Source organism: Actinoplanes sp. NPDC051411, from assembly GCF_040682075.1.
Lineage (GTDB): Bacteria > Actinomycetota > Actinomycetes > Mycobacteriales > Micromonosporaceae > Actinoplanes.
Genome location: NZ_JBFBAD010000026.1, coordinates 36,675 through 53,426, shown reverse-complemented (window position 1 = coordinate 53,426; position 16,752 = coordinate 36,675). Strand labels below are relative to the sequence as shown.

The 16,752-nt window shown below is 71.9% G+C and carries 13 protein-coding genes; 11 read left to right on the top strand and 2 right to left on the bottom strand.

The window, feature by feature from the left end; genetic code table 11:
* Window positions 1–21 precede the first annotated feature (21 nt).
* Together AB0M88_RS16645 and AB0M88_RS16640 are read left to right on the top strand one after the other, a co-directional pair.
* Window positions 22–1,458 carry a M81 family metallopeptidase gene (locus tag AB0M88_RS16645; RefSeq protein WP_364102015.1) on the top strand — a complete coding sequence of 479 codons (1,437 nt, stop codon included), beginning with the start codon at window positions 22–24 and terminating at the stop codon, window positions 1,456–1,458.
* Window positions 1,455–2,381, top strand: coding sequence for an ROK family protein (locus AB0M88_RS16640; protein ID WP_364102012.1), 927 nt, complete (start codon window positions 1,455–1,457; stop codon window positions 2,379–2,381). The genes AB0M88_RS16645 and AB0M88_RS16640 overlap by 4 nt, the downstream gene beginning before the upstream one ends.
* A 13-nt stretch (window positions 2,382–2,394) precedes the next feature.
* Here AB0M88_RS16640 and AB0M88_RS16635 read toward each other — a convergent pair whose 3' ends face one another.
* A complete protein-coding gene (locus AB0M88_RS16635) occupies window positions 2,395–5,022 on the bottom strand; it encodes a M14 family zinc carboxypeptidase (protein WP_364102009.1) in 2,628 nt (875 codons plus the stop codon).
* A gap of 143 nt (window positions 5,023–5,165) precedes the next feature.
* The gene (locus AB0M88_RS16630) at window positions 5,166–7,127 is read right to left on the bottom strand and encodes an acyl-CoA dehydrogenase (RefSeq protein WP_364102006.1); all 1,962 of its coding nucleotides are present in this window, start codon (window positions 7,125–7,127) and stop codon (window positions 5,166–5,168) included.
* A 100-nt stretch (window positions 7,128–7,227) separates the two neighbouring features.
* On the opposite strand from AB0M88_RS16630, the gene AB0M88_RS16625 reads away from it, so the two are divergent.
* From AB0M88_RS16625 to AB0M88_RS16585, 9 genes are read left to right on the top strand one after another with little or no spacing between them, the layout of a single operon-like run.
* Window positions 7,228–8,148, top strand: coding sequence for a LysR family transcriptional regulator (locus AB0M88_RS16625; RefSeq protein WP_364102003.1), 921 nt, complete (start codon window positions 7,228–7,230; stop codon window positions 8,146–8,148).
* A 53-nt stretch (window positions 8,149–8,201) separates the two neighbouring features.
* On the top strand, window positions 8,202–9,230 hold the full coding sequence (locus tag AB0M88_RS16620) for an amidohydrolase family protein (protein ID WP_364102000.1): 1,029 nt from the start codon (window positions 8,202–8,204) through the stop codon (window positions 9,228–9,230).
* Window positions 9,223–9,981: an alpha/beta fold hydrolase gene (locus AB0M88_RS16615; protein ID WP_364101997.1), complete on the top strand. Its 759-nt coding sequence runs from the start codon at window positions 9,223–9,225 to the stop codon at window positions 9,979–9,981. The genes AB0M88_RS16620 and AB0M88_RS16615 overlap by 8 nt, the downstream gene beginning before the upstream one ends.
* Window positions 9,978–10,853, top strand: coding sequence for an FAD binding domain-containing protein (locus tag AB0M88_RS16610; protein WP_364101994.1), 876 nt, complete (start codon window positions 9,978–9,980; stop codon window positions 10,851–10,853). Before AB0M88_RS16615 ends, AB0M88_RS16610 begins: the two co-directional genes overlap by 4 nt.
* Entirely contained in the window at window positions 10,846–11,391 is a 546-nt protein-coding gene (locus tag AB0M88_RS16605; RefSeq protein WP_364101992.1) for a (2Fe-2S)-binding protein, read from the top strand. The genes AB0M88_RS16610 and AB0M88_RS16605 overlap by 8 nt, the downstream gene beginning before the upstream one ends.
* Window positions 11,391–13,751, top strand: coding sequence for a xanthine dehydrogenase family protein molybdopterin-binding subunit (locus tag AB0M88_RS16600; protein ID WP_364101989.1), 2,361 nt, complete (start codon window positions 11,391–11,393; stop codon window positions 13,749–13,751). Before AB0M88_RS16605 ends, AB0M88_RS16600 begins: the two co-directional genes overlap by 1 nt.
* On the top strand, window positions 13,752–14,396 hold the full coding sequence (locus tag AB0M88_RS16595; RefSeq protein ID WP_364101986.1) for an SRPBCC family protein: 645 nt from the start codon (window positions 13,752–13,754) through the stop codon (window positions 14,394–14,396). It begins immediately after the preceding gene.
* The gene (locus tag AB0M88_RS16590) at window positions 14,393–15,748 is read left to right on the top strand and encodes a solute carrier family 23 protein (RefSeq protein WP_364101983.1); all 1,356 of its coding nucleotides are present in this window, start codon (window positions 14,393–14,395) and stop codon (window positions 15,746–15,748) included. Before AB0M88_RS16595 ends, AB0M88_RS16590 begins: the two co-directional genes overlap by 4 nt.
* Entirely contained in the window at window positions 15,735–16,751 is a 1,017-nt protein-coding gene (locus AB0M88_RS16585) for an ABC transporter substrate-binding protein (RefSeq protein WP_364101980.1), read from the top strand. Before AB0M88_RS16590 ends, AB0M88_RS16585 begins: the two co-directional genes overlap by 14 nt.
* The last annotated feature ends 1 nt before the right edge of the window (window position 16,752 follow it).

Below are 16,752 nucleotides of genomic sequence, written 5' to 3'. Positions count from 1 at the left end.
CCGTGTCTTAGGAGCTTCTTCGTGCGCATCGCCATCGGTGGCATCCATATCGAGTCCAGCACCTTCTCGCCTCATCTCAGCACGGCTGACGACTTCGAGGTCACCCGAGGCGACCGGTTGCTCTCCCGGTACGCCTGGCTGACCGAGCCGTGGGCGGCGGACGTCGAGTGGGTTCCGCTGGTGCACGCGCGGGCGCTTCCGGGCGGCGCGGTGGTGCCCGAGGCGTACGAGGCGTGGGAAGCCGAGATCGTGGCGAAGCTGACCGCGGCCGGACCGCTGGACGGCATGCTGCTCGACTTCCACGGCGCGATGAGCGTGGTCGGCCGCGACGACGCCGAGGGCGATCTGGTGACCGCCATCCGCTCGGTGCTCGGCGACGCGCCGCTCATCTCGGCGGCGATGGACCTGCACGGCAACGTGTCCCCGGTGCTGTTCGACGCCTGCGACCTGATGACCTGCTACCGCACCGCGCCGCATGTCGACGTCTGGGAGACCCGGGAACGCGCGGCCCACAACCTCGTCGACGCGTTGCGCCGGGGCGAACGGCCGCACAAGGCGCTGGTGCACGTGCCGATCCTGCTACCCGGTGAGCAGACGAGCACCCGGGAGGAGCCGGCACTCGGTCTCTACGCCCGCATTCCGGCCATCGAGGCGCGCCCCGAGATCATCGACGCGGCGATCTGGATCGGGTTCGCCTGGGCCGACCAGCCGCGCTGCCAGGGCGCGGTGGTGGTCACCGGCTGGTCGAAGGACGACGTCGCGGCGGCCGCGAGCGAGCTCGGCGGCCACTTCTGGGCCGCCCGAGACGAATTCACCTTCGTCGCGCCGACCGGGACCATGGACGAGTGCCTGGCCGTCGCCCTCGCCGACGACGCGGAGCGGCCCTTCTTCATCAGCGACTCCGGCGACAACCCGGGCGCCGGGGGCGCGGACGACACCACGTACGCCCTCTGGCGCATGCTCGCCCACCCCGGCGTCCTCGAACGCCGCTCGGTCTTCGCCTCCCTGGTCGACCCGGCCGCGGTGGCGTCGGTGGCCGGCCTTCCGGTCGGTTCCCCGGTTTCCGTCCAGGCCGGCGGCCGCATCGATTCCCGCGACCCGGGCCCGGTCGTTCTCGACGGCATCCTCGAGGCGGTCGCCGACGACCCGGACGGCGGACGGTGCGTTTCCGTGCGGGTCGGCGGCCTGAGCGTCTTCCTCACGTCCCGCCGCATGCAGTACCGGCTGCTCGACTCCTACCGCAGACTCGGCGTCGACGTGTCGCAGGCCGACATCGTGACCGTGAAGATCGGCTACCTCGAGCCGGAACTGTTCGAGGCGGCCGGCGACTGGCAGATGGCCCTCACCCCGGGCGGCGTCGACCAGCACCTGGCGCGCCTGCCCTACGAGCACGTCGTACGCCCGGTCTTCCCGCTCGACCGCGACTTCACCGCCGACCTCACCGTGGTGACCGCGTGACCGTCCTCGCGGTGGACGTCGGCGGCACCACCATCAAGGGCGCCGTGGTCGGCCCGGACGGCCGGATCCGGCATTCGCTCACCGCGCCCTCCCAGGCCGACGAGGACCCGGTCAAGGCGGTCCGCACGCTCTGCGTGCAACTCCGGGACGATGCCGTACGCCTCGGCGCCGTGCCGGCCGCGATCGGTGTCGTGACGCCGGGCCTGGTCGACGAGGACGCGGGCGTGGTCCGCTACGCCGCCAACCTGAACTTCCGCGACGTCCCGTTGCGGGCGCTGATCGGTGACGATCTCGGGCTGCCGGTGGCGGTCGGCCACGACGCCCGGGCGGCCGGTATCGCGGAGGCGGTCGCGCAGGGCCTCGACGACTTTCTCCTGCTGCCGCTGGGCACCGGCATCGCCGCCGCGATCGTGGTGCGCGGCGTCCCGCTTCCCGGCGCGACCCGCGCGGCCGGCGAGGTCGGCCACATCCCGGTCTATCCGGGCGGCGAACCCTGCAGCTGCGGCCAGAAGGGCTGCCTCGAGGTCTACGCCTCGGCCGGCGGGCTCACCCGGCGTTACGCGCGGCTGAGCGGCCGGTCCGATGTGGACAGCCGGGAGATCGCGACCGTGGCCGGCACCGATCCGGTCGCCCGCCGGGTCTGGGACGACGCGACCCTGGCCCTGGGCACCGCCCTGGCCACGCTGACCCTGACCCTCGACCCGGCCCGCATCGTCCTCGGCGGCGGCCTGGCCGATGCCGGCGACCTGTTCTTCGATCCGGTCCGCGCGGCGTTGCGGGACGCGCTCGCCTGGCGCGAGCCGCCGCCCGTGGTGCGTTCGGTGTTCGGCGCCCGGGCGGCCCTGCTCGGCGCGGCCGTGATGGCCCGTCGCGAGGCCGGGCTGCCGGTCGCCGACGGCTGGGGAGCCCCCACCGGGCGGTAGGGGCTCCCGCCGGTCAGTGCAGCTTCGCGAGGGCCTGGTTCAGCAGCGGTCCCCGCTGGGCCGCCGGAAGCGACTCCAGGCCGAAGCCGAGCGTCAGGCCGCGCGAGGTGGCCAGCGCCGCATAGCTGTGCAGCACGGTGCCGGACCGGGCCCAGACGCTCGGGCTGTCCCCCGCCGCGACGAACGCGCCGAGACCGGACTCGAAGTCGGTGGTGCCGGCCACGACACCGCCGATCTGCAGCTGCGCGTCGTCGACGAACGCGCCCTTGCCGCCGGTCGCGCTGTCGCTGAAGTACGTGACCGCCACCTCGGCCGAGGTTCCGGCGTACTTCGACAGGTCGAGGGTGATCCGGTGCCAGCCGTTGCCCGAGCCGGTCAGCTCGTTCCACGATCCGGTGGTTCCCGACGGCGTGCAGTCCGCGCCCGTGGGCGTCAGGTAATGGGTCAGGAACGGGTGGCTGCCGAGCAGCGACGCGCAGTCTTCCGGAGCGCCGGTCGTGGTCAGGCCTCCGGCGTCCGGCAGCGTCGTCCAGTCGTCCCGGCCCGCGGTGTGCGCCTCGAAGGTGACGCCGTCGAACCCGGGCTCGGTGTCGTAGGACAGCGCGAACGTCAGCTTCGGCGCCTGGTCCGCGGTGACCCCGGTGAGGTCGATGGTGCGGGTCAGCCGGGCGTAGTCGTTGTCGCTGTGCCGGACCGCGGCCATACCGCTACCGGCGAACGGCTCGTACGGGCCGGCGAGCCCGGTGTACGTGCCGGCGGGCGTGGTCGCGAACTGCGGGTACCGGGCGGCCGGCAGGGTGTCGCTGATGTCGGCGAGCAGGCCGTCGGCCGACTGCGGCGAGGTGAACGTGACATTCGCGCCGATGCCGGTGAAGCCGGTGGCACCGCTGGACACCGACGGGCTGTCGACGCCGAGCCAGTACTGGGCGAAGTCGTCGGCGTTGACCCCGGTCGTGCTCAGCGGGGCGTTGCTGGCCGCCGCCGGACCGGCCTTGACCAGCTTGCCGCCCTCGTTCATGAAGTCGCGGACGGCGAGCGTGGTGGCCGCGTCGGACGAGTGGCCGCCGACCTCCCAGACCACGTTCCTGAAGTGGCTGAGCACGCCCAGCGGGTCCGGATCGCCCTGCGTGGCCACGTCCCACACGGTGGCGTGCGGAACGGGATAGGCCGAGGCGTTCCGCGCGGGTGCGCCCTCGTCGGCCAGCACCAGCGTGTCCCCGGCCGGTGCGGCGGCGACCTGGTAGGTGAAGTGGCTGCTGGTCGCCGCGCCGGCGGCGAACCAGACCTCGACCCGGTCGCCGGCCCGGGCGCCGGTGACGGTCCCGCGATATTCGTCGTAGTAGAGGTTGTCGGTGCCGCCGTAGACCTGGCCGCCCTTCCACGCCCTACCGGCTACGGTGCACACCTTGCCGCCGTTGATCCGGTAGGACACGGTCGGCGCGCCGAGGCTCTTGCGGCCGACGACGGAAACCGTCTGGTTCCCGGCCAGGGCCGTGGTGAAGGTGTGCGGGGTGAGAGCGGCGACGGTCCGGTTCAGCGACGACTTCGGCTCGGCCGGGTTCGCCGCCGACTCCGCCACCGACATGGCGAACGGGAGATTCCGCTGGTATTCGGCCTCGATCAGCTTCTCGTCGTCCGGGAACTGGAACGTGCCCGGGCAGTCGGCCGGGTTCCAGGCGTCGCCGTCGACCGACGCGGCGGCGGTCTGGCAGCTGGCCATCTCGTCCGCGATCATCGGTACGCCGTTGACGTTGACCGCCTCGCCGGCCGAGTCACCGTTCGAGGTCGAGATGTCGGAGACGATCTGCGGGCGGTTGCCCGGCACCGCCGAGTCGGACGGGTCGCCGACGATCGCCTGGTACATGAGGTCGTCCGGTGTCGGGGTGCCGGTCTGCCAGCCGATGCCGTACATCAGGCGCTGGGCGGCCGAGTGGAAGTTGACCGCGAAGCGCGGCTTGACCCGCCGCTCGAACGCGTTCATCGCGACCGTCTCGGGCTCCGAGTCGGGCCCCGGGCCGCGGTAGAGGTCGCTGGACGCGTCGGGCGACGATCCCTCGTCGTCCCAGCCCCACTTCCAGCCCGAGTTGCGGTTCAGGTCGACGCCGTCGCCGACCGTGATCGCGCCGTCGCCGTTGTTGTCGCGCAGGTTCTTGCGCCACAGCCGAGCGCCCGGCGCGTCGCTGAACGTGTAGTCGTAGCCGTCCGGGTTGGCCACCGGCATGAACCACAGCTCGGTGCTGTCGACCAGTGAGGTGACGCCGGCCTCGGTGCCGTAGCCGTCCACGAACTTGTGCATCAGCCGCCGCACCATCTCGGGGGTGATCCACTCTCGGGCGTGCTGGGCACCGAAGTAGTAGGTGGCCGGGCGGGCACCGTCCGGCGTCCGGGTCGCGTCGCGGGTCACCTTGAGCGCGAGGATGTCCTGGCCCTGAACGGTCTTGCCGATCGATTCCAGCTTGGCGATGTCCGGGTGGTCCCGGGCCACCTGCCGGAGTTCCCCGGCCAGGCCGCCCGGCCCGCTGTACGGCCGGAACACCCCCTGCGGCGCCGGTGCGGCCGCGGCCGCCGGCGACGAGCCGGCGACGGTCAGGCCGTAGAACAGTGGCACCAGCGCTGCTGTTGCCACGATCGAACGTCTCACGTGGATCTCCTCCGTGTCGTTCGGCGTCCGACGACGCCGTCCCGATTGACGGCGGACGGCCGGATTTGTTCAGACACCGATCCGGAGGCTTGGATCACATTCGTCGAATCACGCAGGCCAGCGCGGTTGAAGTCGGGTTTCCGTCACTGTCCTTCGTGGATTTTCCGGTCGTGGCCGGCCATCGTGTCCTGGCGACCGGGTTCCTCGCGCAGGGCGGCGCAGGCCAGCCATTCGTCGGGAACGGCGAACGCGTCCACCAGCTCGCCCAGACGCGGGCGCAACTGGCGCAGCAGGTCGTTGACCATCGCGGTCACCCCCTTCGAGCGGGACGGCGTCAGCCGCTGGTGTTCCAGGAACCAGGCCCGGTGCGCCTCGATCGTGCTCAGGGCGTACAGGTCGCACACCTTGGACAGCAGCGGGTCGCCGACACGCTCCACGGCGGCCACGAAGGACTCCAGCACCACCCGCTCGATGTGGGCCTGGGCGACCGCCAGCACGTGGTCCTGCACGTCGTTGAAGATGTCGAACGGCCGGTCCTTCTTCTCGGCCGCGCCCTTGCGCAAGCGCCGGACCACGCCGTCCAGCAGGTGCTTCTCGCGGTCCTCGAACATCCGCAGGTGCCAGCCGCGGTCGGTGAGCGCGACCTCCTCGTCGCGGCCGGGCACCGCCTCGATCAGACGCTGGATCAGGCCGCGGGCGGCGGTGCGCTCGAAGAACATGTCGCGCACCTGCTCGGCCACGAACGTCGCCCGGCCCCAGCCGTCGAGCGAGCCGAACGCGTCCCGGTAGCCGGTCAGCAGTCCCTTGGCGACCAGCTGGAGCAGAACCGTGTTGTCGCCCTCGAAGGTGGTGAACACATCGGTGTCGGCCTTGAGGCCGGGCAGCCGGTTCTCGGCCAGGTAGCCGGCGCCGCCGAGGGCCTCGCGGCACAGCTGGATCGTCCGCGTGGCGTGCCAGGTCTGGGCCGCCTTCAGGCCGGCCGCCCGCGACTCCAGCTCCCGCTGCCGGTGCTCGTCCTGCTCGTCCTGCTCTTCCGGCGGCGCGGTCTGCACCTCGTGCAGGGCGGTGACCAGGTCCTCCTGGGCGAACGTCAACGCGTAGGAGGTCGCCAGCGGTATCAGCAGCTTGCGCTGGTGGGCCAGGTAGTCGTTGAGGGCCACCTCGCGCTCCATGCCGGGCGCCGAGAACTGCCGCCGGACCTCCCCGTATCGCACCGCGATGGTCAGCGCGCTCTTGGTCGCCGCCGAGGCCGCGCCGCCGACCACGACCCGCCCGCGCACGAGCGTGCCGAGCATCGTGAAGAACCGGCGGGTGTCGTTCTCGATCGAGCTGGTGTACGTGCCGTCCGGCGCCACCTGCCCGTAGCGGTCGAGCAGCATCTCCCGCGGCACGGTCACGTGGTCGAACGAGATCCGGCCGTTGTCGACGCCGAGCAGCCCCGCCTTGTGCCCGTCGTCGCCGATCGTCACGCCCGGCATCGGGTCGCCGTTCCCGTCGCGGATCGGCACCAGCCACGCGTGCACGCCATACCGGTGGTCATCGGTCACGAGCTGGGCGAAGACGACCGCCATCCGCCCGTCCCGGGCCGCGTTGCCGATGTAGTCCTTGCGGGCCGCCTCGTGCGGCGTGTGCAGGTCGAACGTCTCCGACGCGGGGTCGTAGACGCAGGTCGTGCGCAGCTGCTGCACGTCGGAGCCGTGGCCGGTTTCGGTCATCGCGAAGCAGCCCATGAGGTCGGCCGAGAGGATGTCGCGCAGGTAGGCGTCGTGGTGGCGCTCGGTGCCGAGCGCGACTACGGCGCCGCCGAACAGGCCCCACTGCACGCCTGCCTTGACCATCAAAGACAGGTCGATCTGGGCGAGCATCTCGGCCGCGACGACCGATCCTCCGGGATCGGCGCCACCCCCGTACGCGACGGGGAAGCCCGCGGCCACACCGGGCTCGACGGGCAGTTCACGGATCAGCTGGCCGATCCGGTCCCGGGCCTGGTCGATCGTCTCCCCCGGCACGGCGACGAAGTGCGACCCGGCCAGTTGCTCGCGCGCGGCCCGGCGTACGTGCGCCCACCGCCCGTCGAGGGCCTCCTGCAGCGCCTTGTTACTCATGAGTAGCAACTCTACCCGGGTGGACCGGGATCCACTCACGGCCGCGATATTGGCGATATGGTAAGACCATTTACTCGCACCGATGGCTGGAGGATTCGCCATGCTGGACGTCCGGCGCCTGCGGATCTTCGCTGCCGTGGTCGAGGGTGGTTCGTTCACCGCGGCCGCGAGCGCGCTCTATCTCAGCCAGCCCGCGGTCTCCCAGCAGATGGCGATCCTCGAGCGGGAAGCCGGCGTGACGCTGTTCGACCGGGTTCCCCGCGGCATCCGGCTCACCCCGGCCGGCGAGCTGCTGGCCCGGCGCACCGAGACGCTGCTGGCCCAGCTCGCCTCGACCGAGGACGACCTGCGCCGGCTCGGCAGCGGCGTGCAGGAGGTACATCTCGGCGCGTTCCCGACCGCCGGGGCCAACCTGGTGCCGATGGCGATCCGGCGTTACCGGGAACTGCACCCGCGCATCCGGGTCGTGCTCACCCCGGCCCACGCCCAGGACGTGGTCGCCCAGCTGCACGGCTCGCGCATCCAGATCGGGCTGATCTGGGAGTACGACTTCGCGCCCCAGGTCAGCGACACCACCTTCGAGCGGGTCGAGCTGCTGGCCGACCCGCTGATCGCGGTGCTGCCCAAGGATCATCCGGCGGCCGGGGCGGGCGAGATCGCGCTGCGCGAGCTGGCCGGTGAGCCGTGGATCGTGCGGGCGCACCGGCAGCCGTACGCCCAGGCGTTCGAGCAGATGTGCCGGCTGTGCGGGTTCGAACCCGAGGTCGCCTTCCGCACCGACAACTACCAGTCCGTGCAGGGGCTGGTCGCGGCCGGGATCGGCATCGGCATCGTGCCCCGGCTGTCGCTGATGCCGCGCCGGCCGGACGTGGCCATCCTCAACCTGGCGTCACCGTCGTTCTGCCGGCGGATCGCCGCGCTCGCGGTGCCCGAGACCAACCGCCCGTCGGTCGTCAGCGACATGCTCGACGTGCTCCAGGCGACCGCGGTGGACCTTACCGAAGGGATTTCTTTGGGCTAGGCCCAAGAAGGCCTTGCTTGTGAGTGACGGCCGTCGATTTTACGGTCGGACGTGTGAGCCAGCGCACACCGATCATCGACTGCCACGTCCACGCCCTGCCCCCTGCCCTGCTCGAACAGATAGCCGCGCGGCCGGTGCACGGATGGTCGGCCGAACGGGTCGACGCCGGGTGGCGGGTGTCCGTCCCCGGCGACGCCGCCCCCAAGCTGGTACGCCCGCCGATGGTCGACGCCCCGCGGCGGGCCGCCTGGGCCGAGGGCCAGGGCCTGACGACCCAGATCGTCTCGCCCTGGCTCGACGCCCAGCCCACCGCCGCGATGCCGGCCGCGGCCGCCCGGGACTGGGCGGCCCGGCTCAACGGGGCCCTGCTCGAGCAGGAGACCGCAGCCGGCAACGCGGTGCTCGCCACCCTCGCCTGCGCCGACCCCGGCCGGGCCGCGGACGATCTGCGGCAGGCGGTCGCCGACGGGTTCGCCGGCGTCGTCCTCAGCACCGCGGATGCGGACACGCGCCTCGAGCCGGTCTGGGCCGCGGCCGCCGAGAGCCGGACGCCGATCCTGTTGCATCCGCCGTCCGACGGCCCGTCCCGCGCGATCGAGGACTCCGAGGAGTTCGGGAACACCTACGGCCGGCTGGTCGACAGCACCTACGCCGTCACTCGCCTGCTGCTGAGCGGGGTGCTCGACCGGCACCCCGGCCTGCGGCTGATCCTGGTGCACGGCGGCGGTTTCCTGCCCTACCAGGCGCGCCGGCTCGACGGCGGCCACCGGGCCGACAAGCTGGCCGGCCATCGCATCGCCCGCGACCGGCCCTCCGACTATCTCGGCGATCTGCACTTCGACACGGTCGCGATGGCGCCGGAGGCGATCGCCTTCCTGGCGTCGGTGGCCGGCGCCGACCGGGTACTGCTCGGCTCCGACCACCCGTTCCCGCTCGGCGACCCCGACCCGGTCGGCACGGTGCGGTCGGCCGGGCTGGGCGAGGAGGCGACCGCCGCGGTGCTGGGCGGCAACGCCGCCGGAGTCTTCGCGCTCCCGGCCGGCCGCGCGGAACCGCAGTCGGCGGAGGCCGGCCATGCTTAGCTACCGCCGCTACGGACAAGGGGAACCGGTCGTCCTCCTGCACCCGCTGGCGCTCAGCGGCTCGGTGTGGGGCGAGTTCGCCGACCGGCTGAGCGGGGAGGCCGACGTCATCGCCCCCGACGCCCGCGGCCACGGCAACAGCCCCTGGGACGGCCTCGCGTTCAGCGTCGACGACCTCGCCGACGACCTGGGACGCCTCCTCGACGCCCTCGACATCGCCGAGGCGCACCTGGTCGGGCTGTCGATGGGTGGCAGCACCGCCGTCACCTTCGCCGGCCGCCATCCCGGCCGGGTCCGCTCGCTGTTCCTGGCCGACACCACCGCCTGGTACGGCCCGGACGCCCCCACGAAGTGGGCCGAGCGAGCGGCCGGCGCGGTCCACACCCCGCGCGAACAGCAACTCTCCTTCCAGCTGGAACGCTGGTTCACCGAGCATTTCCGCCGCCGGGGCGAGTCCGCGGTCGACCGGGTCGTCGACGCCTTCCTGGCCACCGACAGCGCCGCTCACGGCGAGGCCTGCCGCGCGCTCGGCGGCCTCGACGCCCGCCCCCTCCTGGAGAAGATCACCGCGCCGACGCTGGTGCTCACCGGCGTCGAGGACTACGCCACTCCCCCGGCGATGGGTGCCGCGATCGCCGACCACGTGCGGACCGGCCGGGCCGAGGTGTTGCCCGGCCTGCGCCACCTCTCCCTGATCGAGAAGCCGGACCTCGCCGGCCGGGTCACCCAGCTCATGCGGGAGGCCGCTTGAAACCCCCACGTTTCGCCTATCACGCTCCGGCCACCTTGGAGGAGGCGACGACGGTGCTGCGCGAGCACGCCGAGGACGCCAAGGTGCTCGCGGGTGGCCAGAGCCTGATGCCGCTGCTCAACTTCCGGCTCGCCGCGCCCGGCCACCTGGTCGACATCAACCGGCTGCCCGGCCTCGGCGAGCCCGAGCGCACCGGGCACGGCTGGCGGATCCCGGCGCTGGTGCGACAGCGGCAGATCGAGCTCTCGCGGGAGATGGCCGGGTCGGCGCCGCTGCTCACCGAGGCCCTCGGTCAGGTCGCGCACGCCCAGATCCGCAACCGGGGCACCATCTGCGGCAGCCTCGCCCACGGCGACGCGGCGGCCGAACTCCCCAGCGTCATGCTCGCGCTGGACGCCCGGATGACGTTGCTGTCGGCCGACGACATCCGCACCGTACCGGCCGCCGAGTTCTTCCTCTTCCACCTGACGACCGCGGTCCGGCCGGACGAGCTTCTGCTCTCGGTCGAGTTCGACGATCCGCCGCCGCGGACCTTCTCGGCCTTCACCGAGTTCGCGCTGCGCAAAGGCGACTTCTGCCTGGCCGGGGCCGCGGTCAGCGTCACCCTGGGCGAGGGCAACGCCATTTCCCGTACGCGCGTGGTCGTCGCCGGAGTGGCGGCCACTCCCCGGCGTCTCACCTCGGTCGAGGACATCGTCACCGGATCCGGCGGCGGGGACGACGTCCTGGCCGCCGCGCGCGACCGGGCGTACGCCGACATCGACCCGACCGGCGACGTGCACGCCGACGCCGAGTACCGGCGGGGTCTGGCCGCCACCCTGGTCCGCCGGGGACTGGCGGCCGCGCTCGCGAAGGGACGGCCCCATGCCTGAAGTCACCGTGACCGTCAACGGCGAGCGCCGTTGCGCCGAGACCGACGTGCGCACGACCCTGGCCGACTTCGTGCGGCACCGCCTCGGCCTGACCGGCACCCATCTCGGCTGCGAGCACGGCGTCTGCGGCGCGTGCACGATCCTGGTCGACGGCGCGGCCGTCCGCTCCTGTCTCATGCTGGCGGTGCAGGCCGACGGGCACCGCCTGGAGACGATCGAGGGCCTGGCCGACGGCGACCGGCTGAACCCTCTTCAGGAGGCGTTCCACCGCAACCACGCTCTCCAATGTGGATTCTGCACGTCCGGCTTCCTGATGACCCTGACCGCGGCGTTGCGGGACGGCCCGGTCAGCACCGAGGCCGAGGCGCGTGAGGTGCTCAGCGGCAACATCTGCCGCTGCACCGGCTACGCCGGCATGGTCCGGGCCGTCCTCGAGGTCTCCGGCACCGCCTCGCCCTCGCCCCGGCCGGCCGAGGAGGAACCGGTGGAGGAGACCGAGCCGATGCCGCCGACCGCCGATCCGATGGGAGGCGCGTGATGGACACCGTGCGCGAGGCCACCGGCCAGAAGATGGTCGGCACGCGGGTCGCCCGCCGGGAGGACAAGCGGCTGCTGCTCGGGCAGGGCCGCTTCCTCGACGACCTCGACATGTCCGACGCCTACGAGGCGGCCTTCCTGCGCAGCGCGCACGGCCACGCCCGCATCCTCGGCATCGACGTCACCGCCGCCCGCCGGGTGCCCGGCGTCATCGGCATCTTCACCGGCGAGGACATCCGGCCGATGATGAAACCGCTGCCGGCCAAGGTCGCCCACCCCAAGCTGCAGGACTTCCCCCGGCTCCCGATGGCCCTCGACGCCGTGCACTACGTGGGTGAGCCGGTCGCGGTCGTGGTCGCCGAGAACCGCTACATCGCCGAGGACGCGGTCGAGCTCATCGAGGTCGACTACGAGGTGCTGCCGGCGATCGCGTCCACCGCCGCCGCGCTCGCGCCGGGTGCGCCGCTGGTCCACGCGGGCGCCCGCGACAACATCGCGGTGCACGTCGTCCAGGAGGCCGGCGACCCCGCGACCGCGTTCGCGGTCGCGCCGCACGTGCTCGAGGAGACCTACCGGATCACCCGCGGGGGCGGGCACTCGATGGAGTGCCGGGCCGTGGCCGCCCGCTACGACACCGTGACCCGGCAACTGGTGGTCTGGGACTCGACGCAGGCGCCGCACTACGCCCGCAACGCGCTGGCCAACCTCTACGACATGCCGGAGGACGACGTCCGGCTGATCGCCCCGCCCGACGTCGGCGGCGGATTCGGGCCCAAGGCGCAGTTCTACGGCGAGGAAGCGGTCGTGCCGTGGGTCGCGATGCAGCTGCGGGTGCCGGTGAAGTGGGTCGAGGACCGCCGCGAGAACTTCGTCAGCGCGATGATGGAGCGCACCCAGACCCACCGGATCCGGGTCGCGTTCGACGACGACGGCTTGCTCCTGGGGCTGCACGACGTCTTCGAGCACGACCAGGGTGCGTACGTCGCCGGGCTCCAGGTCCCGATGATCACGCTGACCACGGTCCCCGGGCAGTACAAGATCCCGAACATCCACACCGAGCTGTACTCCTGCTACACCAACATGGTCCCGACCAGTTCGGTGCGCGGCGCGGGCCGCCCGCAGGCGGTCGCGGCGATGGAGCGGATGATGGACCGGGTCGCCGAGAGGCTCGGCCTCGACCCGGCCGAGGTGCGGCGGCGCAACCTGATCCAGCCCGAGGAGATGCCCTACCGGGTCGGGCTCATCTTCCGCGACGGCAGCCCGCTCACCTACGACAGCGGCGACTTCCCCCGGCTGCTGGCCGGGGTGCGGGAGCGGCTCGGCTACGACGACCAGCGGGCCCGGCAGGCCGAGATGCGCGCCGAAGGGCGCTTTCTCGGCATCGGCATCGCCTGCTACGTCGAGGGTTGCGGCCTCGGACCGTACGAGGGAGCCAAGGCGCGACTGACCAACGGCGGCGAGGTGCTGCTCACCTTGGCCGCCGCGCCACAGGGACAGGGCTACGAGACCGTCTACGCCCAGATCGCCTCGGACGCCATGGGCCTGGCCATGCCGCACATCCGGGTCACCACCGGCGACACCGGGCGGATCCCGTTCGGGCAGGGCACTTTCGCCTCCCGCATCACCGCGACCGCCGGGCCGGCCGTGCACCAGGCGGCCGAGGAGTTGCGCGACCTCATCTTCACCGCGGCCACCGTGATGCTGAAGGTCCCCGTTGGCACCGAGATGGCGTTCGCCGACGACCGGGTCGGGCCGCGCGACGACCCGTCGAGGTCGGTCACCCTGCGCGAGGTCAGCCAGGTGGCCAACGTCGGCCGGCACGGCATCACGATGCTGCGCGGTGTGCCGGCCGGCCTCGAGACCTCGTCCTATTTCGCGCCCGAGCGGGCGGCCTACGCGAGCGGCGCGCACGGGGTGGTGCTCGAGGTCGACCCGGAGACCGGGCAGGTCAGCATCGACAAGTACGTGATCGGGCACGACTGCGGGACCGTCATCAACCCGATGCTGGTCGACGGCCAGGTGCTGGGCGGCTTCGCGCACGGCATCGGCAACGCCATGTACGAGGAGCAGTTCTACGACGAGGCGGCCCAGCCGCAGACCACCAGCTACCTCGACTTCGCGCTCGCCTCGGCGCTCGAGGTGCCGCCGGTCGAGCTGTTCCACATCCAGTCGCCGAGCCCGCTCAACCCGCTCGGCGCCAAGGGGGCGGGCGAGGGCGGCACGATTCCGGCGCCGGCCGCGATCGCCAACGCGGTCGAGGACGCGCTGCGCCCACTCGGTTCACCGCGCATCACCGACATGCCGGTCACCCCGCCCAAGATCGTCGCCGCCATCCGGCGCGCGCGAACGGAAGGCCACTAGATGGAACTGCGTAACGCGTTCACCGTGCCGGCCGGGATCGACGACGCCTGGCGGCTCATGCTCGACGTGCGGGCGCTCGCGCCGTGCATGCCGGGCGCCTCCGTCGACGAGGTCCGGGGCGACGAGGTGCTCGGCCAGGTGCGGGTCAAGCTCGGGCCGATCGCGCTCACCTACCGGGGCACGGTCACGTTCCTGGAGAGGGACGAGGAGAAGCACCGGGTCGTGCTGGACGCCAAGGCCAAGGAGGCGCGGGGCGGCGGCACGGCCGGGGCGAGGATCACGGCGTCGATGGAGCCGGCCGCCGACGGCACCGGGATCACCGTGGTCACCGACCTGCGGGTCACCGGCAAGCCGGCCCAGTTCGGCCGGGGCGTGATGGCCGACGTCAGCGAGCGCATCATCGGCCAGTTCGCGGCCAACCTCGCCGAGCGGCTCAAGGCGCCCCAAACACCAGAGGGCCAACTGAACGCGGCGGCCCAGAAGGCGGGGACGGCGCCGGGTTCGGTGACGGCTCACCCGCGTACGGAAGAAAGCCTGGACCTGCTGCAGGCAGCCGGAGTCCGCCGGGTCCTGGTTCCGGCGCTCGTCGCCGGCGGGGCCGCGATCGTGGCCATCGCCTTCTGGCTCGGCCGGCGGTCACGGTGACCACCCAGGAAGAGGTCGCCGACGAGATAACCGCCGAGCAACCGATCGAGGTCGGCGTCGACGAGCGGGTCGGCGTGGCCACCCTGCTCGGCCTCGGCTTCCAGCACATCCTCGGGCTGGCCGGGCTGCTGCTGTTCCCGGCCCTGTTCGGACGGTCGTTCGGTCTGACCGGGCACGACACGGGCTATCTGTACGGCATCACCTTCATCACCTCGGGCGTGGTCGTGGTCCTGCAGGCGGTCGGGCTGCTGCGGCTGCCGATCGTGCAGGCGCCGTTCGCCGGCATCTTCGCCGCGCTGCTCAGCGTCGGACACCACGTCGGGCTGGCCAAGGCCTACGGATCGCTGATCGTCGCGTCGCTGATCTGGTGCGTGCTGGCGATTCCGCTGCGCCGCTGGGGTGCGGTGGCCCGGCTCGCCGGGCGGGTCGGCTCGCCGATCGTCACCGGCGTGATCCTGCTGATCATCTCGGCCCAGCTCGGCACGATCGTGCTGCCGGCCTACTTCGGGACCGCGGCCGACGGTCCCGCGTTCCCCTGGGTCAACCTCGGCTGCGCGGTGCTCGCGCTGGCTGTGGTCGTGACGTGCATGCGCAGCCCGATCCGGCTGCTGCGGCGGGGGGCGATGCTCTGGGGCGTGATCGCCGGGGCGGTCGTCTACACGCTCGTCGCGACCACCCACTGGGGCAACGTCGCGCACGCGAGCGCGTTCGTCGGGCTGCGCTGGATGCCGTTCGGCTTCGGCGTCGACGGCGTCTCGGTCATCATCTTCCTGATCGCCTGGTTTCCGGCCGTCTCGGAGTCTCTGGCCACCTATCGGATCGTCGCCGACTGGACCGGGGAGCCGCTGCCACCGGAACGCAGCGCCCAGGGTGTCTTCGGCGAGTTGCTCGGCAGCACCGCGGGGGCGTTGCTGGGCGGGATGTCGGCGATGGCCTACCCGGCCAACGTCGGGCTGCTCAAGGTGACCCGGGTGGCGTCGCGCTGGGTCACCCTCACCACCGGCGTGATCCTCGTCGTGCTGGGCGGTTTCGGCTACTTCGACGCCCTACTTGTCGCAATTCCTCAGCCTGTGCTGTCGGGTGCCACAACTGTCCTGTTCGGACTTATATTTGCCAACGGGCTCCAGGTGCTCGGGCGGGTGCGCTGGAACCAGGACGCCATGCTGGCGGCCGGCCTCCCGGTGATCATCGCGATCGGCCTGCTGCTCACCCCGCCCGCGGTGACCGCCTCGCTGCCCGGATGGCTGGCGCTGGTCGTCGGCCAGCCGCTCGTCGTTTCGGTGGCGCTCTCCCTGGTCGCGACCGCATACCTACATCGAACTTCACGTGGGGGAACACATGCGAATGCGTAGCGCGGCCGTGCTCGTCGCGGCCCTCACCCTGTCCGGCTGTTCGGCGCACAACGCGGCCTCGACCGCCACCGCGAGCGGTGGTCTCATCAACCTGACCGTCGCCGACACCTCCCCGGGCGCCGGCTACAGCGACCTCGAGGCCGGTGTGACCCAGGGGATCTTCAAGAAGCACGGGCTCAACGTCACCCTGAAACATCTGCCCGAGGCCACCCAGCTGGTGCCGTCGCTGCTCTCGGGCAGTGTGCAGATCGGGGTCGGGCCGGCCAGCAGCACCGCGGCGGCCATCATGAAGGGGCAGAAGTTCCACTTCTTCGCACTGTCGCAGGGGCACTACAACCTCGAGATGTGGGCCAGCCCGTCGATCACCTCGGTGGCCGCTCTGAAAGGCAGGAAGGTGGCGCTGACCGCGCCCGGCTCCGAGGGCGACTTCGGGCTCACCGCGCTGCTCGCCCAGGCCGGGCTGACCCGCGACGACGTGACCGCGGCGTTCGTCAAGAGCGTGCCCGGGGAGATCTCGGCCCTGGAGAGCAACGCCGTGCAGGCGATCCTCACCCAGCCCCCGAACGGCACCCAGACCCGCAGCCGGGGCTACCACCGGCTGACCGCGCTCTCCGACCTGCCGTTCGCGCTCGGCGCCTTCACCGCCACCGACGCCTTCCTGGGCAAGAACAAGGATGCCGTCACCAGGTTCGTCGCGGCCGAGGCGGAGAGCCTGTCCTATCTGCACAACAACAAGCAGGGCGCGATCCAGATCATCGAGAAGTACAGCGGCAACAGCGACCCCGGCCTCGCCGAGTATTCGTGGAACTTCTTCAACCAGGTCTGGGCCACCGACCCCTCGGTGCCGACCGACATCATCCAGGACGCGTTCACCCAGGCCGCCGCCAAGGCGAAGACCAAGGCGCCGGCCGACGTCACGTCGTACATCGACAACTCGTACGCCGCATCGGTCAAGGACACCCTTCCCCGGCTGTATCCGAGCGGCATGCCCAGTAGCAGCTGAT